This window comes from Methylophaga sp. OBS1 (genome assembly GCF_026319365.1).
Window position 1 is genome coordinate 14,959 of sequence record NZ_JAPDMS010000005.1, and the last position, 24,475, is coordinate 39,433.

Sequence of the window (24,475 nt, forward strand, 5' to 3'; positions counted from 1 at the left end):
CGAATCTAGACAATAAACAGCGTGGCAAAGCCGAGGAAGGCCATAAAGCCAACCACATCGGTCACCGTGGTGAGCAGCACACTGCCTGACAGCGCCGGGTCAATCCCCAGTTTTTTCAGCCCCAGCGGAATGGTCACACCGGCCAGCGCGGCGGCTATCAGGTTGATAATAATGGCGGTGCCTATCAGCACCCCGAGCGAGACGTTATTAAACCAGATCACAGTCACAATCGCGATAGTCACGGCCCAGATTACGCCGTTGACAGCGCCAACCAGCATTTCCTTTCGAAGCAGCCAGCGCTGGTTTTTATCATTCAACTGCCCCAGTGCCATTGAGCGAATGACCAGTGTCAGCGTCTGACTGCCCGCGATCCCGCCCATACTGGCCACAATGGGCATCAAAACAGCGAGCGCGACCACTTTTTCGATCGTCGTGTCAAACAGGCCAATGACCCAGGAAGCCAGAAACGCAGTCAGCAAATTAACACCCAGCCAGACCGAACGGCGGTTGACACTGCGCTTGACGCCGGCAAAGGTATCCTCGTCTTCACCCAGACCCGCCATGCTCAGCATTGAATGCTCGGCATCATCACGGATAACGTCCACTACGTCATCAATGGTGATACGACCCAGCAGATGATGATCCTTATCGATCACCGGTGCTGAAATCAGATCATGTTTCTCAAACCGGCGAGCGACATCCCGGTCTGACATATTGGCAGGAATCGGCTCCACCTGATGCGACATCACTTCACTGACCAGCAGCGAGCGGCTGCGACTCACCACCTGTGACAGGCGCAGGGTGCCAAGGTAATGGTCGTTATGATCGACCACGTACAAACTGTCGGTGTTTTCCGGCAGTTCCCCCAGCATGCGCAGGTAACGCAATACCACTTCCAGTGTGATATCGGTACGCACAGTGATGACGTCGGTGTTCATCAGACCGCCGGCCGTGTCTTCCTCATAACCCAGCACCGCTTCCACCCGGCGACGGTGCTGACTGTCCATGGCCCGCAGCACTTCGTGCACGATGTGATCGGGCAGATCCTGCAGAATGTCAGCGACGTCGTCGGTATCGAGATCTTCGGTAGCGTTGATGAGGTCGGCGGTGTCCATCTCCGTCATCAGATCGGTACGGACTTCCTCACCCATGTAAGACAGCACGTCACCCCGCAAATCGGGGTTAATCAGCGGCCAGCAGATTTTACGTTCGTTAGGAGGGAGAGATTCCAGCAGGTGAGCGGTTTCCGCCGGATGCAGACCGGCCAGCAATCGGCGCATGCGCACAAAGCGACCGCTCTGTAACGCATCAGAGAGGGTATCGATTGAATGATTCAGGGTGTGATGGTGGTCCAGCTCTGACATATCCAGGTCTCAACGGCGGCGGTGATTCGGATCCGTGCTTCGGCCGTTATTTTAGCCTGCTTGCCGGCAACTGAATAGCGCCGGAGCCGGATTAAGTGTCAGTCAGAGCGATACCGGCGAAACTTAAACCGGCTACACAATGGGGTATGAAGCGGTCTTTAATGGTCAGGGCCGTTGATCTGTTCCAGCAGCATGTCAACTTCCAGCGGATCAGTCGCGTTCATGATGTCCAGCGTGTTAATTGGCAACTGGCTCAGTTCGGTTTCGTTAATCACCTGCTTGACCTCCAGCAAGGCATTGGGATGCATACTGAAGCTCTCCAGTCCCATCGCCAGCAGCAGGCGGGTATAACGTGGGTCGCCGGCCATCTCACCACACATCGACACTTCCACATTGTGTTTCTTGCCGGCCTGCAGCGTCATATTGATCAAACGCAGCACGGCCGGGTGCAGTGGGTCATACAGGTAGTTGACGTGGTCGTCGATACGGTCGATTGCCAGTGTGTACTGGATCAGGTCATTGGTACCGATCGACAGAAAGTCGACATGGCGCGCAAACATCTCTGCACAAACCGCGCTGGCCGGGATTTCGATCATCGCACCGATCTTGATGTGGTGGTCGTATTCGAGATGTTCCATATCGAGTTCGTGCTTGCATTGTTCCAGAATATGCCGCGCCTGCAACAGTTCATGCATCGTGGAAATCATCGGGAACATGACCTTAATCTTGCCGTAGGCCGAAGCCCGCAGAATGGCGCGCAACTGGGTCCGGAACATGGTGGGCTGGCTCAAACAAAGGCGAATGGCCCGCAGACCCAACGCCGGATTGGTGACCACTGTCTGATTCAGGTGACGCCCGCCATCGACGGTTTTATCGGCGCCCAGGTCAAAAGTCCGGATTGTGACTGGTTGTCCGTTCATGCCTTCCACCACATCACGGTAGGCGGCAAGCTGTTCTTCCTCTTCCGGTGGCGCCAGCCGGTTCATATAGAGAAATTCGGTCCGGTACAGGCCGATACCCTGGGCACCGGCCGCACTGATGGTCGTAATATCTTCCGGCAATTCCGCATTAGCCAGCAGGGTAATCGACTTGCCATCACGGGTTTTGGTCGGCTGCGACTTATAGCGACTCAGCGACGAGATATGTTCACGAAAGGCGATCAGTCGGCGTTCATATTCATCCTGAGTGGTCTCATCGGCGCCCAGCAGCATAATGCCGGTTTCGCCATCGACAATCAGCGGTTCGTTGTCCTGCACGTAGCGACGCACCGATTCGACACCGACAATCGCCGGAATGCCAAGACTGCGGGCCAGAATGGTGGTGTGTGAAGTGGCACCACCGTGTTCGGTGACGAAAGCAACAATGCCCTGGTGCTGCATCAGGACGGTATCGGCCGGGGTCAAATCCTCGGCGATGATGATATGGCCCTTGAGACGGCCATCGGGGATTTCATGATCAGCGACTTCCTGATCAGTCAGAATCCGATGAATGCGGTTGACGACATGATCGACATCATCGCGGCGTGTGCGCAGATAAGGGTCATCCATCTCGTTAAACACATTGATCAGCGCATCCCGCTGCAACTGCAGAGCCCACTCGGCATTACAGCGGCGCTGACGAATCATATCCACAGGCACCTTGTTGAGTGAGGAGTCACCCAGCATTAACAGGTGGGTGTCGATAAACGAGGTAACGTCAGCCGGCGCATTGGCCGGGATATGATTACGGATCGATTTGAGCTGTTGTTTGGCCTGTTCAATCGCATCCAGAAAGCGATCAACTTCCTGCTCGATGGCAAATGCCGGGATCAGGTATTCGCGGACATCAGGCTGATTGTGAAAAAGAATATGGGCGCGGCCCATCGCAATGCCACGTGAGACGCCGATACCCTGCAGCTCAAGTGTCATTCCCCTTCTCCAAAATAATCATTAATCAGACTGCCAATGGCATCCAATGCTGCTTCGGCATCATCACCGACAGCATGAATACGGATTTCTGTCCCTTTGGCAGCGGCCAGCATCATGACACCCATAATGCTTTTTCCATTGACAGTACGGCCATCACGGGAGACGGTGATGTCTGCCTGATACGCTGAGGCGGTGGTGACAAATTTGGCGGCAGCGCGGGCGTGCAGTCCGAGTTTGTTAATAATTGTGTATGTCTGTTCCATCATTTACTTGAGTATCCCGAGTGATGACAGCGGACCACACCTTCCTGGCCGCCACTCAGTGCTTTGACTTCCAACTCATCCAGACTCAATGCCGGGTAATTCAGCACCCGTATCAGCATCGGCAGATTCAGTCCTGACACCACACGGATATCCGAGCGATCCGAGACCGCGCAGGCGATATTACTCGGTGTCGAGCCGAACATATCGGTCAGAATCAAAATCCCGTTGCCTTGATCCAAGCCTTTCAGATCCTCATCGAGCTCCAACAGAATGGCCTCTGGCTGATCTCTGGATTCAATAGACAAAACTTTAGTCGGTAGTGGACAGCAGGACAGCATCTGCCTGGCCGTGTTAATCAACTCAGTGCCGATGTTGTTGTGTGATACGAGTAAAATGCCTACGGTCATCTCATCTCTCTAAAAATCAAACTGCTGCGGTCCTGACTCTGACAACAACAGTCTCATGACGGCTTTGAATGTAATGGATATCCTCTGTCCAGGCAAATAGTTCCAGCCTCCAGAGTCTGTTAACGCTGCCCATCCATGAGCGGGGGTCATGATTGCATTTGTGCTGCCTGACGACGCCGAAGTTCCAGATTGGCATCGGCCTGATGCTGCATCTTGAGCCAGGTGAGCAGGCGCGAGCTAACACTGGCGGCGGCGTTTGGATTTAATCTGATGCTGGGTAACTGCTGCTGTAACAAGGTGGTCGTTTGTTGCTGGCCTTCGAGTTTTCCGGGTAAGGGGTTGGGGTTGAGCTCAACGATATACTGCAGTGGCGCCGATTCCACTGTGGCACTGATACCGAACAGTTTTTCGATATCAATAGTGCCCAGTTCACGGCTGTTCAACAGACCCTTGAGCATATTCGGGCAGTGCCCGTAGAGTTGGTTATCACTGCAACTGACTTCAATCACATCATCAGCTACCAGTTGATGACCTTCTGACACCAGTTCCAGCGCCAGGCTGCTTTTACCCATGCCGGCCTCACCGGTAATCAGCACGCCCTGGCCATGAATACAGACCATAACACCATGGCAGGAGTGACTTTCCCTCTGCGCTTTCATGGCTTAGTCATCATCAATCGATAACAGCAGTTCAAAGATGGCATCGGCACTGTCAGCGTGGCGGATTTGATCGCAGATTTCCGGGTCTCGGAACAGGGAGACCAGGCGGGAAAGGTGTTGCAGGTGATGATCGGTATCTTCTTCCGGCACCAGCAGGCCAAAAGCAATATCGATGGGTTGATTGTCAGCGGATTCGAAAGCGACCGGATTTTCCAGGGTGAGCATGGCGGCAATGGTATGCGTCAGACCGGGCACCCGGGCGTGGGGAATCGCCACGCCCTTGCCCAGTCCGGTACTGCCGAGTCGCTCTCGCTCGAGTAAGACCTGGAATATTTTCTCTGCTGTTGTCGCGGTCGTATTGGCAGCCAGTTTCTGACTCAGGTTCTCCAGTACTTTTTTCTTGCTGGAGGCCGAATCGCGGAAACTGATGCTGTCTGCGTTAACCAATAAAGCGGCAATGAGCATAGAAAGTCCTGTGAATTGAATTAATTACTTCTGTGCTTCATATCGGCACCGACCGCTTGATGGTGGTCAGTGATTTTATCTTTATGCTTGATGATTTGACGATCCAGCTTGGCGACCAGATTCTCAATCGCACTGTACATGTTTTCGTTTTCATCGGAGGCGAACAAATCAGCGCCACTGACATGGACTGTCGCTTCGGCTTTCTGACGCTGTTTTTCCACAGAGAGAATCACATGAACATTGGTCATATTATCGAAGTGACGTGTCAGTTTTTCGAACTTTTTGTTGACGTGATCACGCAGGCTGTCAGTGATATCGATGTGTTGTCCGCTTAAATTTAATTGCATAAAAAAGACTCCTCTAGAGTGGTGATGACTGATTCAAACCAGTCGTTTTCGCTCGTTCGATGGCGCGATGGCCAGCGTCTCGCGATACTTTGCAATCGTTCTGCGAGCGACGTTGATCCCTTGATCACCGAGAATGGCGGCGATCTTACTGTCACTCAGGGGTTTGCGCGGGTTTTCAGCCGCGACCAGTTTTTTGATGATAGCGCGGATTGCCGTGGCTGAACATTCACCCCCTGCTTCCGTGCTGACATGGCTGGAAAAGAAATACTTCAACTCGAAGATACCGCGCGGGGTGTGCAGGTATTTACGGGTGGTTACCCGCGAAATCGTGGACTCGTGCATTTCCACGGCTTCTGCGATATCAGCCAGTACCAGTGGTTTCATTGCTTCTTCACCATGGTCAAGAAAATCTTTCTGCCGCTCCACAATGGCTTCAGTGACTTTGAGTAGCGTCTCGTTACGGCTTTGCAGGCTTTTCAGAAACCAGCGCGCTTCCTGCAGATTATTCTTGAGGTAGGTGTTCTCGGCACTGTTATCGGCACGGTTGACCAGTTGCGCGTAGTGTTCGGCAATCTGCAAGCGCGGTGCATTATCCGGGTTCAGCGATAACTGCCACTTGCCCTGATATTTACGGGCGTAGACATCGGGCACGATGTATTCGGTGTTGTCTGTCTGGATCTGACTACCGGGGCGTGGGTTCAGCAGTTGAATTGAGCGTACCAGTTCGGTGAGTTCGTCGTCAGAGACCTTCAGGGCTCGTTTGATCTGCGCATAGTCGCGTTTAGCCAGCGTATCGAGGTGTTTGTCGATCAGTTCACGCAGCAAATCGATATGGGGAATGCCGGAAGCCTCGTAGACACGCAGCTGGATCAGCAGGCACTCACGCAAATCGCGCGCGGCCACACCGACCGGGTCAAAATGTTGAATCCGGTGCAGCACGGTTTCAATCTCATCGAGTTCCAGTTCTTCAAACTCCTCGCTGAGACTTTCGTGTATTTCTTCCAGGGTGGTTTTGAGATAGCCATCATCTTCCACCGAGTCAATGATCATGGTGGCAATAGTGGCTTCGGTCTCGGTGAAGGGGGTCAGACGCATTTGCCAAAGCAGATGCTGTTGCAGCGTATCTGTGCTTTCGTCCTGGTTTTCACGTTCCAGATCGCTATCCCCCATTGGACTGCTGCCAACACTGGAAACGTGCTGGTGGTCGTACATATCTTCCCATTTGGTGTCGACGGGCAGATCTTCGGGGATATCCTGGTTTTCCAACTGACTGATGTCGCGGCTGGCCTGATCGTCATCGCTGCGGCTGGCGGCATTCTGGTCGTAGTCGTAGTCTTCCTCGACTTCCAGCAAGGGATTGGTTTCCAGCGCTTCCTGAATTTCAGCCTGCAACTCCAGCGATGACAGTTGCAATAAGCGGATCGCCTGCTGCAGCTGCGGCGTCATCGAAAGACTTTGGCCTACACGTAGCTGTAATGAGGGTTTCACAAGTGTTTTTGGACTAATGTTGCGACCATGAGTTTATGTTACCGCAAGTCTTATGCCATTGCCTACAGGATATCGCCAATTTGTTCTGTGAACTGAAAAACAATCTGTTTGAGCACAGGCTACTGCGCAAGCCAAGCGCTAGAAAACACTCACCGCACTGGCTTTAAAATTAACCCAGACAGTATCCCCGAGCTGTAATGCCAGGTTGTGTAGTGAGGTGGGCGTTATCACCGCATAAAACGGTTCGCCGCAATCAATCAACAGGCGAATATGGCCGGCCTCTTCGGCAATCTGGGTTAAACGGCCGGCGAAACTGTTCAACACACTGGTGTGATGCAGTGGCTGATCAGACACAATAATCTGGCGTGGGTCGATGGCAATATGCCGGGCACCGGCATCGTTTTCACCGATATGAATTAACAGTTTGCCGGTATTGAATAGCTGTTGCTGGGTTTGCCCGTGATAAAGGTTCAGCAGAGGCGCGCTGGTGACGTGGCCATTGACCAGGTTGATGGATTTGTTGGCTATCGCCATCGCCTGCAACCGATCGTGGGTGGAGAAAATGACTGTTTTGCCATCCTGGGCGGCAAACTGACGAATGCTGGTTTCCAACTGGCGAATATGACGCTGATCCAGATGCGAGAAGGGTTCATCCAGCAGCAGAATATCAGGTTCATAGACAATCGCGCGGGCGATAGCGGCCCGCTTGAGCTCCCCCCCTGACAGGGTCGCTGCATCCTGATCCGCCTGTGGCATCAGATTGACTAGAGACAAGGTTTTTTCTATCAGCGCATGATGCTGTGGCCGGGGGATATGCTGTAATCTCAGTGCCAGCTTCAGGTTATCGCGGACGCTGCCATGCAGCATATAGGGTTGCTGGGTGACATAGCCGATGCGACGACGCTGCTCAGCGCTCAGTCTGGCACCCACAGTTTGTTTCAGCAGGGCGATCTGACCCTGATCGGGGCGCTGCACAAAAGCCAGCAGATTCATCAGAGTCGACTTGCCGGCGCCGTTTTCGCCGAGTAGGGCAGTGCTTTCATTGAGGCACAGACTTAAGGATGGGATAGTGAGCACGTCTCTGCCATCAAAGGCAACGCGAATATCACTGAGTTGATAAGCCGGTGTCATGATTTGGCCTTATTCAGAATCGATAGCAGGAAGTTCAGCACAAAGGCAATCAACAACAGCACCATGCCTAGCGCCAGACCCAGCTCGAATTCGCCTTTGCTGGTCTCCAGCGCGATAGCGGTGGTCATAGTGCGGGTAAATCCCTCGATATTGCCACCCAGCATCATAGCGGCCCCGACCTCACCAATAGCCCGACCGAAGCCGGTAATGACACCGGCCAGTATGGCAAAGCGGGTGGTCCGAATAACCTGCAGCATCATCGGCAGTGTCCGTGCGCCGAGGCTTTTTAATGTTGGTATCAAGCGTGGGTCAGCTGAATTTACGGCAGTCACCGTCAGGTTCATCATAATGGGGAAAATCAAAATGGCCTGGGCGATGATGATTGCTGTCGGGGTATAGAGCAGGCCCCAATCACCCAGCGGCCCGGCCCGGCTGAACAGACCATAAAGCAGTAAACCAATCACCACGGTGGGCATTGCCATCAGGGTATTGAGCAAATGCTGAATCGTGGCTTTGCCTTTGAAGCGGTTCAGCGCCATCGCCACACCGGCGGGGATGGCCAGTAGCGCAGCAATGACGGAAGCCGTCAGGGAGATATAGACGGAAGTGACAATGATCCGCATGATCTGCGGATCGAGCTGCAGGAGCAACGCAAAGGCGGCAGCGAAAGAATCAGCAAAATATTCCATCGCAAGGGCCGCCTGACGCTATGGCTTAATCAGATTAAGTCGCTGACAGATGGTCAGCGTGGGCTCGGTCTTGTTCATGGTATAGAAATGCAGGCCGGGCACATCCAGTTCAATCAACTGACGGGTGAATTCGGTCAGAAAGTCGAGGCTGAAGGCTTTCATCGACTCGGTATCATCGTAGAATTCTTCCAGCCGTTTGCGTAACCAGCGCGGGATTTCAGCACCACAACTGGCAGAAAAGCGTGCCAGCTGGGCAAAGTTATTGATGGGCATAATGCCGGGAATAATCGGAATATCGATGCCTTTCTGCGTACAGCGATCCAGGAAGAAGCGGTAAGCATCAATATTGTAGAAATACTGGGTAATGGCGCTATTGGCCCCGGCATCGACCTTACGTTTGAAGTTATCCAGATCAAATTCCGCGGTCTGGGCCTGTGGATGCACTTCCGGATAGGCCGCGACCTCAATATCGAAATAATCGCCGGTTTCCCTGCGGATAAACTCAACCAGTTCACTGGCATAACGGAAATCACCCGGATCCCGCATACCGGAGGGCAGATCCCCGCGCAGCGCCACAATTCGGTGAATACCGTTTTGTTGATAAATATCGAGCATTTCACGCAGCCGATCGGCACTGGAGCCGACACAGGACAGGTGAGGTGCGGCATCAATACCGGTAGTGGGTTGCTGCTGCTGAATTTCCAGCACCGCTTCCATGGTGTTGTCCTGGGTGGAGCCACCGGCGCCGAAGGTAACCGAATAAAATTCGGGGGCAAGTGGAATCAAAGCTTCGCGGACACGCCGAAGATTAGCGACCCCTTTGTCGGTTTTAGGCGGGAAAAACTCGCAACTGAGCGTCAGATTTTTGGACATGTTTTTGTCTTGAAGAAAAAAATGGGCTGAAAAATCAGCCCATTCTAACTGATTAACGATTAATACCTGTAGTGCTCCGGCTTGTAAGGACCGGCCTGTTCCAGACCCAGGTATTTTGCCTGCTCCGGCGTCAGTTGTGTCAGGCTGGCACCAATGCGGCCCAGGTGCAGCTGGGCGACTTTCTCATCCAGCTTCTTGGGCAGCACGTAAACCCGGTTCTCATAATTATCGCTGTGTTGCCACAGTTCGATTTGCGCCATGACCTGATTGGTGAATGACGCAGACATCACGAAGCTCGGATGACCTGTGGCACAACCCAGGTTCACCAGACGGCCCTCGGCCAGCAGAATGATGCGCTTGCCATCCGGGAAGATGATGTGGTCAACCTGTGGTTTGATGTTTTCCCACTCGTATTGGCGCAATGACGCGACATCGATTTCAGAATCGAAGTGACCGATGTTGCAGACGATGGCTTCGTTCTTCATCGCTTTCATATGGTCGTGAGTGATGACATCGATATTACCGGTGGCGGTAACAAAAATATCACCCATCGCCGCGGCTTCATCCATGGTGACGATGCGGTAACCTTCCATACTGGCCTGCAGGGCACAAATCGGATCGATCTCGGTGACCAGCACAGTGGCGCCCATGCCACGGAAAGCCTGAGCACAGCCTTTACCGACATCACCGTAACCCAGCACGACGCAGATTTTACCGGCAACCATCACATCAGTGGCGCGTTTGATGCCGTCGAGCAGAGATTCACGGCAGCCATAGAGGTTGTCGAACTTGGATTTGGTGACCGAGTCATTGACGTTGATAGCAGGGACTTTCAGCGTGCCCTGTTTCATCATTTCATAGAGGCGGTGAACACCGGTGGTGGTTTCTTCCGACAGACCTTTAACATAGTCCAGTAACTCCGGATATTTCTCGTGCATGATGAGGGTCAGGTCGCCACCATCATCCAGAATCATATTCGGACGCCAGCCATTGGGGCCAACGATGGTTTGCTCAATACACCAGACCGCTTCTTCCTCGGTTTCACCTTTCCAGGCAAAGACCGGAATGCCCTGATCGGCAATCGCCGCGGCGGCGTGATCCTGGGTTGAAAAGATATTACAGGAAGACCAGCGTACTTCAGCGCCCAGTTCCACCAGTGTTTCGATCAATACCGCTGTTTGAATGGTCATGTGCAGACAGCCGGCGATGCGGGCACCTTTCAGTGGTGCCTGGCCGGCGTATTCTTCACGCAGCGCCATCAAACCGGGCATTTCGCTTTCGGCAATTTTAATTTCCTGGTGACCCCATTTGGCCAGTGAAATATCAGCGACTTTGTAGTCGGGGGTGAGGTTTTCGATAGCAGATTCCATGATGATTCCTTAAATTATTTCAGACCGGCGGCATCGCGTAATACGTCAGCCATATCGGTGTTTTCCCAGCTGAAGCCAGCATCTTCACGGCCGAAATGACCGTAGGCGGCAGTGGGTTGGTAAATGGGTTTGATGAGGTCGAGCATTTTGATAAGACCGACCGGGCGCAGATCAAAATGTTCCCTGACCAGCAGCTCCAGGCGCTCCTGCGAGATTTTGCCGGTGCCGAAGGTTTCGACGCTGATTGAAGTCGGTTCGGCGACCCCGATGGCGTAGGAGACCTGGATTTCACAGCGATCAGCAAGACCAGCGGCAACGATGTTCTTGGCCACATAACGACCTGCATAGGCCGCACTGCGGTCAACCTTAGAGGGATCCTTACCGGAGAAGGCACCACCGCCATGACGGGCCATACCACCGTAGGTATCGACGATGATCTTGCGACCGGTCAGACCCGCGTCACCCACCGGACCACCGATAATGAACTGGCCGGTTGGATTGATATGGATCTGGGTTTTTGGTGTCAGCCATTCTTCCGGCAGCACGGGTTTAATGATGTGTTCCATCACCGCTTCCCGCAGGTCTGCTTGGGAGATTTCCGGGCTGTGCTGAGTAGACAGTACCACGGCATCAATACCCACTGGTTTGCCATCCTGATAGACAAAGGTCACCTGACTTTTGGCGTCAGGACGCAGCCAGCTCAGTTCACCGCTTTTACGGATATGGGCCTGTCTTTTAACCAGACGATGGGCATAGGTAATCGGCGCGGGCATCAGGACATCGGTTTCATTACTGGCATAACCGAACATCAGGCCCTGGTCACCGGCACCCTGATTTTCTTCAGTGTCACGATCCACGCCCATGGCGATATCGGAAGATTGTTTACCGATCAACGACATCACGGCACAGGTCTGACCATCGAAACCGACTTCAGAGCTGTTGTAGCCGATATCGGTGATAGTTTTACGGACCACGTCTTCCAGGTCGACCCAGGCCGAAGTGGTAATTTCACCGGCGATAATGGCGGCACCGGTTTTAATCAGGGTCTCACAAGCAACCCTTGCGCGGGGGTCCTGACGAAGAATCTCGTCCAGGATGGCATCAGAAATCTGATCAGCGACTTTGTCCGGATGACCTTCTGACACGGACTCAGAGGTGAAAAGATAATTACTACTCATAGCCAGCTTCCTCATTACATTAGTTCGAGGTAATGATAGTGGTGCCATGAGTCGAGGGACCGTGCTCATTACTATCAGTTACCTGTTAATAATGAACGCAGTTAAATGAAACCTGTTGGATAAGCCTAGCAGGGTCAGCCCTGTTGCAGCGTTCCTTATCCCAAAGTCGACATATTAATTGAAATGGCAGATTTTTCAAGCTTCTAAACGCCAGTCGCCAGCCTGGCAGCGGCTTTTACAGCTGAAGTTTCTGTCCGTTTGATTTCAACCATGCCCGATGTTGCGTGAACGCTGGGTCAAATTGTTTCACCAGTTGCCAGAATGCCGGTGAGTGATTGTGCTGACGCAGATGACAGAGTTCGTGAATGATGACGTAATCAATAATGTCAGGCGCCGCCATGATGAGTTTCCAGTTAAGCTGCACTTCTCCTGATGCGGTACAACTGCCCCAGCGGGCACGATAGGTTTTGACTTCTATGCTGGCGGGCACCAATCCGGTTTGCGCTGCCAGTTCTTCGCAGCGCGCTGTCAGTAAATGCCTCGCCTGATGTTTGTACCAGCCTTCGACTTGCCGTTTTATCGCTGCCTGACTGGGCTGCGGATCACGGTGCATGACAAGCAAAACTTTATCAGTGAGTTGTATCTCTCTGCGCGCCTGGGCTGGCTCAACCACCAGACTGTAGGTTTTTCCCAGATAGAGCAGGCTTTCGCCGCTTTCGAATTGTTTGGCTTTAACCGGAGGGTGCGCCAGCAGCTTTTGCTGTATCCAGTGACTTTTTTCATGCACGAAGCGCTCGGCTTGATGCAAGGGCAGGCGGGCCGGGATTCGCAGTTTGACCTCACCGTTACGGATGCCCAGCGACAGGGTCTTGCGGCGCTTGCTGCGTATGACCTCGACCTCAACGCCATTGCAATGGATGCTTTTCATCGCGTTATTGTGCGTAAGAGGAAGATTTTTTGCCAGTTTTTTGCGAAAATAGCGGGTTTTAAACTCGCAGCCAAACCATGTCAGCAGCCACCGCTTTTTCCCCTACCCGACGTCTGTCCGTTGCCCCAATGATGGACTGGACCGACCGCGACTGCCGTTATCTGTTGCGGCTGATTTCACGTGAAACGCTGCTCTATACCGAGATGGTTACGACCGGTGCGCTGATTCATGGTGACCGGGAACGTTTTCTGGCCCATGATCAGTTGGAATACCCGCTGGCATTGCAGCTGGGCGGCAGTGAGCCGGAAGAACTCGCGCTTTGCGCGAAAATGGGTGAAGACGCGGGTTATGATGAAATCAATATCAATGTCGGCTGTCCCAGTGATCGGGTCCAGTCAGGTCGTTTCGGTGCCTGTCTGATGGCCGAGCCGGAGCTGGTGGCAGAGGGCGTTGCTGCCATGCAGGCCAGGGTCACTATTCCAGTGACAGTGAAAACCCGTCTGGGCATCGATGATTTCGACAGTTATCAATTTCTGACCGACTTTATCGACAAGGTCTCTGCTGCCGGTTGCGAAATCTTTATTCTGCATGCGCGTAATGCCTGGCTGAAAGGTTTAAGCCCGAAGGAAAATCGTGATGTGCCGCCACTTAACTACGAGCGCGTATATCAGATTAAGCGGGATTATCCGCACCTGCATATCGATATCAATGGCGGCATCCAGACGCTGGAAGGAGTCGGGCAGCATCTGCAGCATGTCGATGGTGTGATGATGGGCCGTGCGGTTTATCACAACCCATACCTGCTGGCTGAAGCCGATGACATTGTATTCAACAAAGCGAAGCCGGTGATTTCTCGTCATGAAGTGATTGAACAGATGCTGCCTTATATTGAGCAGCGTATGCAGCAGGGTAGACCGCTAAAATCAATCACCCGTCATTTATTGGGCCTGTTCCAGGGCCAGCCCGGCGCCCGCCGCTGGCGTCGTCATTTAAGTGAGAATGCCCACTTGCCGGGGGCGGGGATTCAGACGCTTAAGGAAGCATTATCGCTGGTGGGTTAGTTGATAACTATCCGCAGATTACGCAGATGTACACAGATTAATCGAGCAAGAGTCTCAGGCCTGAGGCTAATTTCCTCAGCAAAGTCTAATTCATATCAACTCGATTATTGAATCAACGTTGATCAGTAATCTGTGAAATCGGCGTAATCTGCGGATTCATATATCGCTCTCAGCCACCTGGTCAATTCCTCAGCCCGGTGCCTTTATGCAGTAGATAGAGTGCAAATGCCGTCAGTCCGCCAATAAACAGCAGAATAATGCTGAATGCCGCCACCACCGGAATATCCGACACGCCCAGCATGCCGAAGCGGAAAGCATTCACCATATACAGAATCGGGTTGAGTAAGGACACGTTCTGCCAGAATTCCGGCAACAGGCTGATGGAATAAAACACACCACCCAGATACGTCAGCGGCGTCAGGATAAAGGTCGGGATGATCGAGATTTCATCAAAACTGCGGGCATAAACCGCGTTGATAAAACCGCCGATGGCGAACAGCACGGCGCTCAGCACCACCATGCTGATTGTGATAAAAATATGCTCAATCGGCAGTCGGGTAAAAAACAGTGAGACGATGGTGACAATCACACCAACACACAGCCCGCGCGCGGTGCCGCCGGCCACATAACCGGCCAGAATCAGGTAATTGGGCACTGGTGCAACGATAAGCTCTTCGACATGGTTTTGAAATTTGGCGCTGAAAAATGACGAAGCCACGTTGGAGTAGGCATTGTTAATCACCGCCATCATGATGATGCCGGGGACAATATATTCCATATAGGTGAAACCACCCATTTCACCAATGCGGCTGCCAATCAGGTTGCCGAAAATGATGAAATACAGGGTCATGGTAATGGCCGGCGGCAGAATAGTCTGCGGCCAGATACGGAAAAAGCGGCGGATTTCGCGGGTAACCAGCGTCGACAGGGCAACCCAGTGGCGTTGATGACGGCTCTGGTTCATGTGCTTTGCTCCGAAGTTTCAACCAGGTTCAAGAACAACTCCTCCAGCCGGTTGGCTTTATTTTTCATACTGACGACTTCCACGCCGTGTCGGCTCAACACCTCAAACACGCTGTTGAGTGACTCGCCACGACTGATCTCCACTTCAATCGTGGTGTCATCCAGACGGGTGTAGTCCAGCTTATCCAAATCGTTATTCAGCAGTGGATATTTGAGATCGAGAATGAAGGCTTCTTTATCCAGCCGGTTGAGCAGGGTCTTCATATCGGTGTTCTCGATAATCTCACCCTTGTCTATAATGGCGATATTGCGGCACAGGCTCTCTGCCTCTTCCAGATAATGCGTAGTCAGAATAATCGTGGTGCCGGCAGCGTTAATCTTGCGTAGAAAAGTCCACATCGAGCGGCGGAGTTCAATATCGACGCCTGCGGTGGGTTCATCCAGGATCAGTAATCTGGGGTTGTGAACCAGTGCTCTGGCAATCATCAGCCGACGCTTCATTCCCCCTGACAGCGAACGTGACGGTGTGTGGCGTTTTTCCCATAGCCCGAGCTGCTTGAGCAGTTCGTCAGCACGGGGTTCAGCCTCATGAGCGGGCATGCCATAATAACCTGCCTGGGTAATCAGGATGTGTTTGACCTGTTCAAAGCCGTTAAAGTTAAATTCCTGAGGCACCAGGCCGATGTAGCTTTTAGCCTGCTCAGAATCGTCGTCGAGATCGGTATCGAAGACTTTGACGCTACCGGTGGTCTTGGTGACCAGTGAAGTTATGATGCCAATGGTTGTGGTCTTGCCGGCACCGTTGGGACCCAGCAGGGCGAAAAAGTCACCCTGTTCGATATCCAGGCTGACTTCTTTCAGGGCCTGCAAACCATTACGGTAGGTTTTGCTCAGCTTGTTGATGGATAAGGCTTTCACAGCTCCTCACAGGGACAGGATAAAGGACGCTAGGTTACCATGACCGGGCCGTTTTTGAGAATTTGGAAAAGCCAATGGAAGCCAGAAAAGCGCCTGAAACCGAAGCCGATTTAGTCGAGCGCTGCCGTTTGCTTGCCGGTAAAACTCTGGGGCAAGTGGCCGCTGAAATGGGACTAAACGTGCCCGGCAACCTCCAACGGCATAAAGGCTGGGTGGGACAGTTACTGGAATATTATCTCGGAGCGGATGCGGGTAATCAGGCGGAACCTGATTTTATGGGCCTGGGCATTGAACTTAAAACCTTGCCACTCAATGCCCAGGGTCAGCCTAAGGAGTCAACCTATGTGTGCACTGTGTCGCTGACTGAATCAGGTCGGCTGCAGTGGGAAAACAGCTGGGTCAGGAAAAAGCTGGCGAAAGTATTGTGGCTGCCAGTAGAAGCCGACGCTGCGATTCCATTGGCGGATCGTTATGTTGGTCATGGCTGGATCTGGCAGCCGACACCTGAACAGGAACAGCAACTGCAGCATGACTGGGAAGAACTAATGGACCGGGTTGTGCTTGGAGAACAGGCTGACATCACAGCAAGAGAAGGTGAGTTTCTGCAAATCCGTCCCAAAGCAGCACACAGCCGCGTGATGGCAAAGTCGTGGTCGGAGACCGGAGAAAGTAGCCAGATGAATCCCAAGGGCTTTTACTTGCGTAGCAGCTTTACCCGTCAATTACTCGCGACTCAGTTCAAATAATGGTAACGTTGCCAATTTAGTCGATACTCGATACTCGATACATGGACAGTATGGAAAGCAGTAAGGCGGATAGTATGTTAAACGCGCTGGTGATTGATAGTTCAAGTTATTTCAGCGAGCAGTTGAGCGACTTACTGACGTCAGCCGGCTTTCAGGTCGATATTGCCTATTCCGGCTATGATGGCCTGGATAAGGCGGGCAACGAACGTTACCGTCTGGTCTGTTGTGCCGATAACTTGCAGGACTACGCCAGCAGTGAATTCTGCAGCCAGCTCCGTGCGCTGAGTGGTTACGAATTCGCCACCCTGCTGGTATTGACCGAACAGGATAATGCCAAAATCCTCAAGCAGGCGCTGCTGGCCGGTGCCACTGATATTTTCAGCAAGCATGACATTACTGAGATGGAAACCTATCTGACTCGCCTCAGTCAGCGTGAGTCACGGCAACTGTCAGGTCGGGTACTGTTCATTGAAGACTCCCGCGTATTACAGACTATCGTGATTGATCTGCTGACCGATATGGGGCTCGATGTGGATGCTTATAACTATGCTGAGAGTGCCTGGGAGGCCTTCCGCAATGGTGATTATGATCTGGTGATTACCGACATCATGCTGGAAGGCATTATGAGCGGCATCACCCTGGTGCGGAAAATCCGCCGGATGCAGAGTGAATATGGCAATGTGCCGATTATCGCCACGTCCGGTTTTGACAATATGTCGCGCAAGATCGAATTATTCCATCTCGGCGTTAATGATTATGTTTCCAAGCCGATTGTGCGTGAAGAGCTTCGCCAGCGGGTATTCAACCATATCACCAGTTATCAGACACTGAGAGAACTGCGCACTCAGCAGCAATCACTTTACAGCCTGGCGATGCTGGATGAAACCTCAGGTTTGTTCAACCGCCACGCGTTGCGGGAGTTTGCCGGTAAATATTTCAGCGAGGCTTATCGTTTCGATCGCACCTTGTCACTGGCGGTGATGGATATTGACCACATGAAGCAAATCAATGAGCGCCACGGTTTTCAGATCGGCGATCAACTCTTATCCGAACTGGGAGCCTGGCTGAAGCGACATGTACGTGATGTCGATATGATTGCCCGCTGGGCCGGTGATGAAATGGTATTTATTTTACCGGGCTGTGATCTGAATTCAGCCAATGGCTTGATGGACCGGATGCTCGACCGCTTGCGCAAATTCAAGCCAGCCGGACTGGAGAAGCCGGTGACGGTCAGTGTCGGCATCGCGGAGTTGGCCAGAGACAACCACGATACACTTAACAGTTTGTTTGAGCGGGCCGATAAAGCCATGTACCAGGCCAAGATGGCAGGTAGAGACTGCGTGGTGACTTACCAGGAAGAGAGTGAGACGGTCTGACTGTTCAGGCGTATTTCTGTTTGAATTCGAGACATTGTGCTTTATCAAGCATAAAAATACCGTGACCGCCTGATTCGAAATCCAGCCACATGAAGGCCATATCCGGCCAGGCCGCGTCGACCGCGAGATCACTGTTGCCGACTTCCACAAACAACAAGCCGTTATCACTCAGATAATCGGCAGCTTTCAGCAGAATTTCTCTGACCAGAGCCAGGCCGTTATCAGCCGCTTCCAGCGCGGAAGCCGGTTCATGCCGGTATTCTGCAGGCAGACCTGCCATCTCTTCAGCCCCGACATAAGGCGGGTTGCTGACAATCAGATCATATTGCTGTTGCGGTTCAATGGCTTGCCAGCAATCGGACTGAATCGCTGTAACCTGATCCTGCAGTTCATGCTTTTTGATATTGATATCGGCCACCGCCAGCGCGTCTTCGCTGATATCAACCGCATCAACAGTCGCCTCAGGAAAAGCCATGGCCAGGGCAATGGCAATACAGCCGCTGCCGGTGCAGAGATCCAGAATACGGCCAAGCTCGTCGGGGCTTTCCAGCCAGGGCTGGAATTGATTGTCGATAAGCTCGGCAAAAGGAGAACGCGGAATCAGTACACGTTCGTCGACATAAAACGGCAGGCCGGCAAACCAGGCTTCATGGGTCAGATAGGGGAGAGGGATGCGTTGCTCGATACGTTTTTCAATCAGCCCGAGTAAGTTTTTCTTTTCTTCATTGCTCAAACGGGCATCCAGAAACAACGCCGGCAATTCATTCACGGGTAGATGCAAGCTGCTGAGAATCAGCTGTGAGGCTTCATTAAAGGCATCGTCATTGCCATGGCCATAAAACAATCCCGCCTCAAGGAAGCGGGATGTGGTCCAGCGCAGAAAATCGCGCAGGGTCAGCAGTTCGGTTTGCACCGCTGCGTAATCGCTCATGCGCTTTGTTGAGTAATATCTACAAAGTGACCGGCAATCGCTGCGGCAGCGGCCATCGCCGGGCTCACCAGGTGAGTTCGACCACCCTGACCCTGACGACCTTCAAAGTTGCGGTTTGAAGTCGATGCGCAGTGCTCACCGGATTCCAGACGGTCAGCGTTCATCGCCAGGCACATTGAGCAGCCCGGATCACGCCATTCAAAACCGGCTTCAATAAAGATTTTATCCAGACCTTCCTGTTCCGCCTGTTGCTTGACCAGACCGGAGCCTGGCACCACCATCGCCTGTTTGACGCTGGCAGAGACTTTACCGCCTTTAATCGCACTGGCCGCTTCACGCAGATCTTCAATACGTGAATTGGTGCAGGAACCGATGAAGACGCGGTCCAGATGAATATCCGTAATCGGCTGATTGGCATTGAGGCCCATATATTTCAGGGCTTTTTCCATACCATTTCGCTTAACGGCGTCACCTTCTGCTGTCGGGTCGGGAATATTGGCAGTGACCGGTACCACCATTTCCGGTGAGGTGCCCCAGGTAACCTGAGGTTTTATTTCTTCAGCCTTGAGTGTCACGACTTTATCGAAGTGCGCCCCGTCATCTGAATGCAGCTCACGCCAGGCGGCGACGGCTTTATCCCAGTTTTCACCCTGTGGCGCGAATGGACGTTCACGCAGGTATTCAATGGTCGTGTCATCGACGGCAATCATGCCCGCACGGGCACCGGCTTCGATCGTCATGTTACACACGGTCATGCGGCCTTCCATGCTCAGCGCTTGAATGGCCTCACCGGCAAACTCGATGGCATAACCGGTACCACCGGCAGTGCCGATTTCACCGATAATGGCGAGCACGATGTCCTTGGCGGTGATGCCCGGTTTAACGTGACCTTCCACGCGAACCTGCATATTCTTGGATTTACGCTGGATCAGACACTGGGTGGCCATCACATGTTCGACTTCTGAGGTGCCGATACCAAAGGCCAATGCACCAAAAGCGCCATGCGTAGAGGTGTGCGAATCACCACAGACTACGGTCATGCCAGGCAGGGTCGCGCCCTGTTCAGGACCCACGACGTGAACAATACCCTGGCGTAAATCGTTGAGACCGAATTCGACAATGCCGAATTCATTACAGTTCAGGTCCAGGGTCTCTACCTGCAGGCGGGAGACCGGGTCAGCAATGCCTTTGTCACGGTCTGATGTGGGTACATTATGATCCGGTGTCGCCAGAATCGTGTTCAGACGATAGGGTTTGCGATGCGCCAGACGCAGTCCTTCGAAAGCCTGCGGGGAGGTCACCTCATGAACCAGGTGGCGATCGATATAGAGCAGCGCTGTGCCGTCTGCATCGCTACGGACCACGTGTTGTTCCCAGAGTTTGTCGTAAAGCGTTTTGGCGGACATAGAATTCAAAATCAATTAAATGGACAACAGCTTATTATAGCGTTTTAACCGGACAAGCTCTATCCATATGACAGACATAAAAAAACGGGCAACCCGAAGGTTACCCGTTTTCTGACTTTCTGCTAAGGAAAAGTGGTTATTCCATATTAGCGTGTCTGTAACGCATTTCTTCTTCAGGAATACCTTTTTCGTGAATCAGGTGAGACACGATAGACTCCAGGAAGATCAGCGTAGACAATTCAAACATGGTACCCATCGGCATGCCCTTAGTCGGGGCAAAGCTGTCATCGTTACCGATTTGAATTGTTTTGTCCGCCATATCGCCAATCGTTGAACTGGATTTTGAACAAATCAAAACCACTTTAGCGTTCTCAGATTTGGCTTTGTTCGCGAATGATACCAGCTGAGTAGTTTCACCGGAACCTGAGATAACGATCAGCAGATCGCCTTCACGGATACTCGGTGTGCTGATTTCACCTTGAACATATACAGTATAACCACTATGCATCAACCTCATACCGAGGAAGTTACCAACCAGTCTTGAACGACCCGCACCTGTGATGAAAATGCGCTTGGCATCATCACACATAGATACGAATTCTGCTTCAAGCGAATCGTCAGTGGCTCCCAGGATATTAGTGATTTTGTTCAGAACTAGATCACGATGCATTGTCATTTTACTAATCCTTATGCTGCGTCAACCAGAGCGCGCAGTTCTTTAGCAGATTCAGCTGGTGAAGGCGCACCGTAGATAGCAGCACCAACAACAACGATAGCAGCGCCAGCTTGTACACAGCTTTGGATGGTGTCTTTGTTGATACCACCGGCGACTGATACTTTAACGCCCAGACCCAGACCAGTAATGGTTTTCAGGTCTTCAAACGGAGTTTGACCAGCGGCTTGTGCGTCAAGACCAGTGTGAACACCGATGATGTGCGCACCGTTTTGAGCGGCTTCTTTAGCAACTGCTGATTTGTCTTCAACACCGATCAGGTCGATTTGAGCTTCAGCGTTGTTAGCGTTTGCTGCTTTGATAACGCCTTTGATGGTCGCCATGTCAGAAGCACCCAGTACAGTAGTGATGTCACCACCGGCTTCAAAGAAAGGAGTGGCTTCGTATTCACCAGCGTCCATTGTTTTCAGGTCAACCAGGATTTTCTTGTCTGGGTGAGCCGCTTTCAGCGCTTTAACCAGTTTCAGACCGTTGTACTTGATGCATGGTGTACCAATTTCCAGAATATCGACGTAAGGCGCGACTTGTTCAGCCAGAGCCATTGTTGCGTCGAAGTCCAGAGAGTCGAGTGCCATTTGGATTTCAGCCATGTTACATACTCCTAAATGTAGTAAAAATGATTGTTCACGCTTAACAATAAAGTGAAGCGGGACTATATGCAGAAAACGGCATCAAGTCAATGAAGCCGTTTTCCGCTGCATTCCCGCCCGCTCACAGTGGAGCGGGCTGAATACGTGAGAAAGCGAATGTAGTCTGAGACTACGCTTTGACGCTTTCAAGGCTTGCCAGACGATCGGCAAGCAATTCTTCCAATGTTTCCAGTGCTTTCGCAAAGCCGTCGATACCTTCAGTCAGTTTTTCCTGAGCCATGCGGTTTTCAGCATGCATCTTGTCGAAGGTGTCTTTGTCCATTGAAATTTTCTCAATGTCAGACTTGGCTGAGATTTCTGGAGACAGTTTACGTTCCAGCGTGCCTTCTGAGTTTTGCAGCTCTTCCAGCAGTTTTGGAGAGATGGTCAGCAGGTCCACGCCGGCCAGTTCGGTAATTTCACCCATGTTACGGAAGCTTGCGCCCATAACTTCAGTTTTGTAACCGAATTTTTTGTAGTACTCGTAGACTGCGGTGACTGACAGTACACCTGGGTCTTCGTGTGACTCGTAAGAATCGCGACCTGTGTCTGCTTTGTACCAGTCAAGAATACGACCAACGAACGGTGAAATCAAAGTAATACCGTTTTCAGCACAAGCGATGGCTTGGTGCAGACCGAACAGCAGTGTCAGGTTACAGTGGATGCCTTCTTTTTCCAGAACCGCAGCAGCCTGGATACCTTCCCAGGTAGAAGCGATTTTGATCAGGATACGGTTGCGGTCAACGCCGGCAGCTTCGTATTGAGCGATCAGGTCACGACCTTTAGCGATAGTGGCTTCAGTATCGTAAGACAGACGCGCATCAACTTCAGTCGAAACACGACCTGGAATGATGTCCAGAATTTTCAGACCGAAAGAAACCGCCAGACGGTCAAATGCCAGTGAAACCACTTCTGAAGCCGGTGCGTCTTCACCCAGTGATTCACGCGCAGCTTTCAGTGTGTCGTCAACGATATCTTGATACTGAGGCATTTGAGCGGCAGCAGTAATCAGAGAAGGGTTGGTTGTCGCGTCACGTGGGGTGTACTTCTTGATTGCTTCAAGATCACCCGTATCAGCAACAACAACGGTCATTTCCTTAAGCTGATCAAGTAAATTAGCCATGTTATGTACCTTTAGTTTTCAAAGTTAAAAACAACAATCACGCTTGAATGAGCGCGAATGTAAGTTTTGAAATTGTCCGGGATACGTCAGGTTGGGCTCGCTGCGATCTGAATGCAGCGACGTATCACCACGATGGGGTAAAGGCTGATTAGCCCTTGTTTTGGATGTAACGTTCTACACCCGTCATTGATTTTGCTTGAGACTGGTTACGAACATACTGTTCGACACCCGTCAGTGGCTTGCCGTTCGTGGTTTTGTTTCTGATGTATTTTTCAACACCGGTCAGGTTGGAACCACCCTGAGACTTGTTTCTGATGTAACGCTCAACACCCGTCAGACCATCGGCAGATGCAGCCGGCTTACTTTCTGTTACCGGGCTTGAAGAGAACAAGCTCTTAAAGAAGCCACAAATCGAAGCAAATAGACCTTTATTTTCATTCATGATTGTACCCCTGTTACATTTTTAAACCCCATCTGCCCAACATAACGAGGTTGGTGCAACGGGTAAATTACTATTTTCGTTTTTATGTGGCAACCCAGAAGCAGTTTCACGATTGAGCCAGGATGAATCGATTCCGGTGTGTCGCCACATGCTTATTTTTGTTCAGTCCACCTGTGTCGGACACAGGCTTTTTTCTGACTGGCATCAACACTTTAACCCATCTTGTAAAGCTTTTGACACTAGAGACTATCAATAATAGGGCAGTCTCTGATGTAGCACTGAAAAAAAACGAGCGGCCGGGGCCACTCGTTCTTTTCTTTGCTCAGTGCAAATTGGTTTCCGCTTAGGCTGCGTCAACCAGTGCACGCAGTTCTTTAGCAGATTCTGCTGGAGAGTCAGCGCCGTAGATAGCAGCACCAACAACAACGATGGTAGCGCCAGCGCGAACGGTATCCTGGATGGTGTCTTTGTTCAGACCACCAGCAACAGAGATACGAACACCCAGGTTCAGACCCGCGATGTCTTTCAGGTCAGCAAATGGTGTTTGACCTGCTGCCTGTGCGTCCAGACCAGTGTGAACACCGATGATTTGCGCGCCGTTTTTAGCTGCTTCAGTCGCAACGGCTTTTTTGTCTTTAACGCTGATCAGGTCGATTTGAGCTTCTGCGTTGTTCGCGTTGGCTGCTTTGATAACGCCGCCCATAGTGGCTTTGTCAGAAACACCCAGAACAGTACAGATATCAGCACCTGCTTCGTAGAATGGAGTCGCTTCGTATTCACCGGCGTCCATTGTTTTCAGGTCAACCAGGATCAGGTTGTTAGGGAATTTGTTTTTCAGTGCTGTAACAATTTCCAGACCGTTGTACTTGATGCAAGGAGTACCGACTTCCAGGATGTCAACGTAAGGCGAGACTTGTTCAGCCAGTGCCATAGTTTGATCGAAATCCAGTGAGTCCAGTGCCATTTGAATAAGTGCTTTTGCCATGCTGACATGCTCCTAATATTAGTTTGAAATTATAGGGTATACGTTAAGAAATACGCTCGCAGACTATAAAGCAGTTGTATTGAATATGTCAAT

The 24,475-nt window shown here is 51.9% G+C and carries 26 protein-coding genes and 1 riboswitch; of the genes, 3 read left to right on the forward strand and 23 right to left on the reverse strand.

Features of this window, described 5'->3' with window-relative positions; all coding sequences use genetic code 11:
• Positions 1-5: 5 nt before the first annotated feature.
• From mgtE to OMQ46_RS13685, 14 genes are all read right to left on the reverse strand, one after another.
• Positions 6-1,364 carry a magnesium transporter gene (gene mgtE, locus OMQ46_RS13620; RefSeq protein ID WP_266237679.1) on the reverse strand — a complete coding sequence of 453 codons (1,359 nt, stop codon included), beginning with the start codon at positions 1,362-1,364 and terminating at the stop codon, positions 6-8.
• Positions 1,365-1,522: 158 nt separating this feature from the next.
• Positions 1,523-3,271, reverse strand: a complete 1,749-nt coding sequence (gene ptsP / locus OMQ46_RS13625) for a phosphoenolpyruvate--protein phosphotransferase (RefSeq protein WP_266237682.1) — start codon at positions 3,269-3,271, stop codon at positions 1,523-1,525.
• Positions 3,268-3,537, reverse strand: a complete 270-nt coding sequence (locus OMQ46_RS13630) for an HPr family phosphocarrier protein (RefSeq protein WP_266237684.1) — start codon at positions 3,535-3,537, stop codon at positions 3,268-3,270. The genes ptsP and OMQ46_RS13630 overlap by 4 nt, the downstream gene beginning before the upstream one ends.
• Positions 3,534-3,941 (reverse strand): PTS sugar transporter subunit IIA, encoded by a 408-nt coding sequence (locus tag OMQ46_RS13635; RefSeq protein WP_266237687.1) that lies wholly within the window; start codon positions 3,939-3,941, stop codon positions 3,534-3,536. Before OMQ46_RS13635 ends, OMQ46_RS13630 begins: the two co-directional genes overlap by 4 nt.
• A 146-nt stretch (positions 3,942-4,087) precedes the next feature.
• Positions 4,088-4,600: a serine kinase gene (locus OMQ46_RS13640; RefSeq protein ID WP_266237689.1), complete on the reverse strand. Its 513-nt coding sequence runs from the start codon at positions 4,598-4,600 to the stop codon at positions 4,088-4,090.
• A gap of 3 nt (positions 4,601-4,603) precedes the next feature.
• Positions 4,604-5,065: a PTS sugar transporter subunit IIA gene (locus OMQ46_RS13645; protein WP_266237692.1), complete on the reverse strand. Its 462-nt coding sequence runs from the start codon at positions 5,063-5,065 to the stop codon at positions 4,604-4,606.
• A gap of 20 nt (positions 5,066-5,085) precedes the next feature.
• On the reverse strand, positions 5,086-5,412 hold the full coding sequence (hpf, locus tag OMQ46_RS13650) for a ribosome hibernation-promoting factor, HPF/YfiA family (protein ID WP_266237694.1): 327 nt from the start codon (positions 5,410-5,412) through the stop codon (positions 5,086-5,088).
• A gap of 33 nt (positions 5,413-5,445) precedes the next feature.
• Positions 5,446-6,900: an RNA polymerase factor sigma-54 gene (locus OMQ46_RS13655; RefSeq protein WP_266237697.1), complete on the reverse strand. Its 1,455-nt coding sequence runs from the start codon at positions 6,898-6,900 to the stop codon at positions 5,446-5,448.
• Between the two features lie 138 nt (positions 6,901-7,038).
• On the reverse strand, positions 7,039-8,031 hold the full coding sequence (locus OMQ46_RS13660) for an ATP-binding cassette domain-containing protein (protein WP_266237699.1): 993 nt from the start codon (positions 8,029-8,031) through the stop codon (positions 7,039-7,041).
• A complete protein-coding gene (locus OMQ46_RS13665) occupies positions 8,028-8,720 on the reverse strand; it encodes an ABC transporter permease (protein WP_266237701.1) in 693 nt (230 codons plus the stop codon). Before OMQ46_RS13665 ends, OMQ46_RS13660 begins: the two co-directional genes overlap by 4 nt.
• A gap of 18 nt (positions 8,721-8,738) precedes the next feature.
• The gene (metF, locus tag OMQ46_RS13670) at positions 8,739-9,593 is read right to left on the reverse strand and encodes a methylenetetrahydrofolate reductase [NAD(P)H] (protein ID WP_266237703.1); all 855 of its coding nucleotides are present in this window, start codon (positions 9,591-9,593) and stop codon (positions 8,739-8,741) included.
• Positions 9,594-9,652: 59 nt separating this feature from the next.
• Positions 9,653-10,963 (reverse strand): adenosylhomocysteinase, encoded by a 1,311-nt coding sequence (gene ahcY, locus OMQ46_RS13675; protein ID WP_266237705.1) that lies wholly within the window; start codon positions 10,961-10,963, stop codon positions 9,653-9,655.
• A 14-nt stretch (positions 10,964-10,977) separates the two neighbouring features.
• Positions 10,978-12,141, reverse strand: a complete 1,164-nt coding sequence (gene metK, locus OMQ46_RS13680; RefSeq protein ID WP_266237707.1) for a methionine adenosyltransferase — start codon at positions 12,139-12,141, stop codon at positions 10,978-10,980.
• 86 nt (positions 12,142-12,227) lie between these two features.
• A riboswitch (S-adenosyl-L-homocysteine riboswitch) is annotated at positions 12,228-12,304 on the reverse strand.
• Positions 12,305-12,376: 72 nt separating this feature from the next.
• On the reverse strand, positions 12,377-13,069 hold the full coding sequence (locus OMQ46_RS13685) for a M48 family metallopeptidase (RefSeq protein WP_266237709.1): 693 nt from the start codon (positions 13,067-13,069) through the stop codon (positions 12,377-12,379).
• 77 nt (positions 13,070-13,146) lie between these two features.
• On the opposite strand from OMQ46_RS13685, the gene dusA reads away from it, so the two are divergent.
• On the forward strand, positions 13,147-14,130 hold the full coding sequence (gene dusA, locus OMQ46_RS13690; RefSeq protein WP_266237712.1) for a tRNA dihydrouridine(20/20a) synthase DusA: 984 nt from the start codon (positions 13,147-13,149) through the stop codon (positions 14,128-14,130).
• Between the two features lie 181 nt (positions 14,131-14,311).
• On the opposite strand, the gene OMQ46_RS13695 is transcribed toward dusA, so the two are convergent.
• Complete coding sequence (locus OMQ46_RS13695; RefSeq protein WP_266237714.1) at positions 14,312-15,094, reverse strand: ABC transporter permease; 783 nt, start codon at positions 15,092-15,094, stop codon at positions 14,312-14,314.
• Positions 15,091-16,011 carry an ABC transporter ATP-binding protein gene (locus tag OMQ46_RS13700; RefSeq protein ID WP_266237717.1) on the reverse strand — a complete coding sequence of 307 codons (921 nt, stop codon included), beginning with the start codon at positions 16,009-16,011 and terminating at the stop codon, positions 15,091-15,093. The genes OMQ46_RS13695 and OMQ46_RS13700 overlap by 4 nt, the downstream gene beginning before the upstream one ends.
• A gap of 74 nt (positions 16,012-16,085) precedes the next feature.
• On the opposite strand from OMQ46_RS13700, the gene mutH reads away from it, so the two are divergent.
• Positions 16,086-16,757 carry a DNA mismatch repair endonuclease MutH gene (gene mutH, locus OMQ46_RS13705; protein WP_266237719.1) on the forward strand — a complete coding sequence of 224 codons (672 nt, stop codon included), beginning with the start codon at positions 16,086-16,088 and terminating at the stop codon, positions 16,755-16,757.
• A 74-nt stretch (positions 16,758-16,831) separates the two neighbouring features.
• Positions 16,832-18,133, forward strand: a complete 1,302-nt coding sequence (locus tag OMQ46_RS13710) for a diguanylate cyclase (protein ID WP_266237721.1) — start codon at positions 16,832-16,834, stop codon at positions 18,131-18,133.
• 4 nt (positions 18,134-18,137) lie between these two features.
• Here the strand turns inward: OMQ46_RS13710 and prmB are convergent, their stop codons facing one another.
• The 7 genes from prmB to hxlA (OMQ46_RS13745) all read right to left on the reverse strand — a co-directional run bounded on the left by prmB (position 18,138) and on the right by hxlA (OMQ46_RS13745) (position 24,382).
• Positions 18,138-19,064, reverse strand: a complete 927-nt coding sequence (prmB, locus tag OMQ46_RS13715) for a 50S ribosomal protein L3 N(5)-glutamine methyltransferase (RefSeq protein ID WP_266237723.1) — start codon at positions 19,062-19,064, stop codon at positions 18,138-18,140.
• Entirely contained in the window at positions 19,061-20,470 is a 1,410-nt protein-coding gene (gene leuC, locus OMQ46_RS13720; RefSeq protein WP_266237726.1) for a 3-isopropylmalate dehydratase large subunit, read from the reverse strand. Before leuC ends, prmB begins: the two co-directional genes overlap by 4 nt.
• Positions 20,471-20,606: 136 nt before the next feature.
• Positions 20,607-21,146 carry a 6-phospho-3-hexuloisomerase gene (hxlB, locus tag OMQ46_RS13725; protein WP_266237728.1) on the reverse strand — a complete coding sequence of 180 codons (540 nt, stop codon included), beginning with the start codon at positions 21,144-21,146 and terminating at the stop codon, positions 20,607-20,609.
• An 11-nt stretch (positions 21,147-21,157) separates the two neighbouring features.
• Positions 21,158-21,793 (reverse strand): 3-hexulose-6-phosphate synthase, encoded by a 636-nt coding sequence (gene hxlA / locus OMQ46_RS13730; RefSeq protein ID WP_266237730.1) that lies wholly within the window; start codon positions 21,791-21,793, stop codon positions 21,158-21,160.
• Positions 21,794-21,962: 169 nt separating this feature from the next.
• Positions 21,963-22,955, reverse strand: coding sequence for a transaldolase (locus OMQ46_RS13735; protein WP_266237732.1), 993 nt, complete (start codon positions 22,953-22,955; stop codon positions 21,963-21,965).
• Positions 22,956-23,103: 148 nt separating this feature from the next.
• The gene (locus OMQ46_RS13740; protein WP_266237734.1) at positions 23,104-23,397 is read right to left on the reverse strand and encodes a hypothetical protein; all 294 of its coding nucleotides are present in this window, start codon (positions 23,395-23,397) and stop codon (positions 23,104-23,106) included.
• 343 nt (positions 23,398-23,740) lie between these two features.
• Positions 23,741-24,382: a 3-hexulose-6-phosphate synthase gene (hxlA, locus tag OMQ46_RS13745; RefSeq protein WP_266237736.1), complete on the reverse strand. Its 642-nt coding sequence runs from the start codon at positions 24,380-24,382 to the stop codon at positions 23,741-23,743.
• Positions 24,383-24,475: the final 93 nt, after the last annotated feature.

Bases quoted from the DNA above. Each gene is read 5' to 3' on its own strand.
- OMQ46_RS13735 (WP_266237732.1), bottom strand. From the start codon at position 22,955: ATGGCTAATTTACTTGATCAGCTTAAGGAAATGACCGTTGTTGTTGCT.
- OMQ46_RS13630 (WP_266237684.1), bottom strand. From the start codon at position 3,537: ATGATGGAACAGACATACACAATTATTAACAAACTCGGACTGCACGCC.
- ptsP (WP_266237682.1), bottom strand. From the start codon at position 3,271: ATGACACTTGAGCTGCAGGGTATCGGCGTCTCACGTGGCATTGCGATG.
- OMQ46_RS13645 (WP_266237692.1), bottom strand. From the start codon at position 5,065: ATGCTCATTGCCGCTTTATTGGTTAACGCAGACAGCATCAGTTTCCGC.
- leuC (WP_266237726.1), bottom strand. From the start codon at position 20,470: ATGTCCGCCAAAACGCTTTACGACAAACTCTGGGAACAACACGTGGTC.
- dusA (WP_266237712.1), top strand. From the start codon at position 13,147: ATGTCAGCAGCCACCGCTTTTTCCCCTACCCGACGTCTGTCCGTTGCC.
- metK (WP_266237707.1), bottom strand. From the start codon at position 12,141: ATGAGTAGTAATTATCTTTTCACCTCTGAGTCCGTGTCAGAAGGTCAT.
- hxlB (WP_266237728.1), bottom strand. From the start codon at position 21,146: ATGACAATGCATCGTGATCTAGTTCTGAACAAAATCACTAATATCCTG.
- OMQ46_RS13740 (WP_266237734.1), bottom strand. From the start codon at position 23,397: ATGAATGAAAATAAAGGTCTATTTGCTTCGATTTGTGGCTTCTTTAAG.
- hpf (WP_266237694.1), bottom strand. From the start codon at position 5,412: ATGCAATTAAATTTAAGCGGACAACACATCGATATCACTGACAGCCTG.
- OMQ46_RS13635 (WP_266237687.1), bottom strand. From the start codon at position 3,941: ATGACCGTAGGCATTTTACTCGTATCACACAACAACATCGGCACTGAG.
- OMQ46_RS13710 (WP_266237721.1), top strand. From the start codon at position 16,832: ATGTTAAACGCGCTGGTGATTGATAGTTCAAGTTATTTCAGCGAGCAG.
- OMQ46_RS13685 (WP_266237709.1), bottom strand. From the start codon at position 13,069: ATGAAAAGCATCCATTGCAATGGCGTTGAGGTCGAGGTCATACGCAGC.
- ahcY (WP_266237705.1), bottom strand. From the start codon at position 10,963: ATGGAATCTGCTATCGAAAACCTCACCCCCGACTACAAAGTCGCTGAT.
- hxlA (WP_266237736.1), bottom strand. From the start codon at position 24,382: ATGGCAAAAGCACTTATTCAAATGGCACTGGACTCACTGGATTTCGAT.
- OMQ46_RS13660 (WP_266237699.1), bottom strand. From the start codon at position 8,031: ATGACACCGGCTTATCAACTCAGTGATATTCGCGTTGCCTTTGATGGC.
- OMQ46_RS13695 (WP_266237714.1), bottom strand. From the start codon at position 15,094: ATGAACCAGAGCCGTCATCAACGCCACTGGGTTGCCCTGTCGACGCTG.
- mutH (WP_266237719.1), top strand. From the start codon at position 16,086: ATGGAAGCCAGAAAAGCGCCTGAAACCGAAGCCGATTTAGTCGAGCGC.
- hxlA (WP_266237730.1), bottom strand. From the start codon at position 21,793: ATGGCTGAAATCCAAATGGCACTCGACTCTCTGGACTTCGACGCAACA.
- prmB (WP_266237723.1), bottom strand. From the start codon at position 19,064: ATGAGCGATTACGCAGCGGTGCAAACCGAACTGCTGACCCTGCGCGAT.
- OMQ46_RS13665 (WP_266237701.1), bottom strand. From the start codon at position 8,720: ATGGAATATTTTGCTGATTCTTTCGCTGCCGCCTTTGCGTTGCTCCTG.
- metF (WP_266237703.1), bottom strand. From the start codon at position 9,593: ATGTCCAAAAATCTGACGCTCAGTTGCGAGTTTTTCCCGCCTAAAACC.
- mgtE (WP_266237679.1), bottom strand. From the start codon at position 1,364: ATGTCAGAGCTGGACCACCATCACACCCTGAATCATTCAATCGATACC.
- OMQ46_RS13640 (WP_266237689.1), bottom strand. From the start codon at position 4,600: ATGAAAGCGCAGAGGGAAAGTCACTCCTGCCATGGTGTTATGGTCTGT.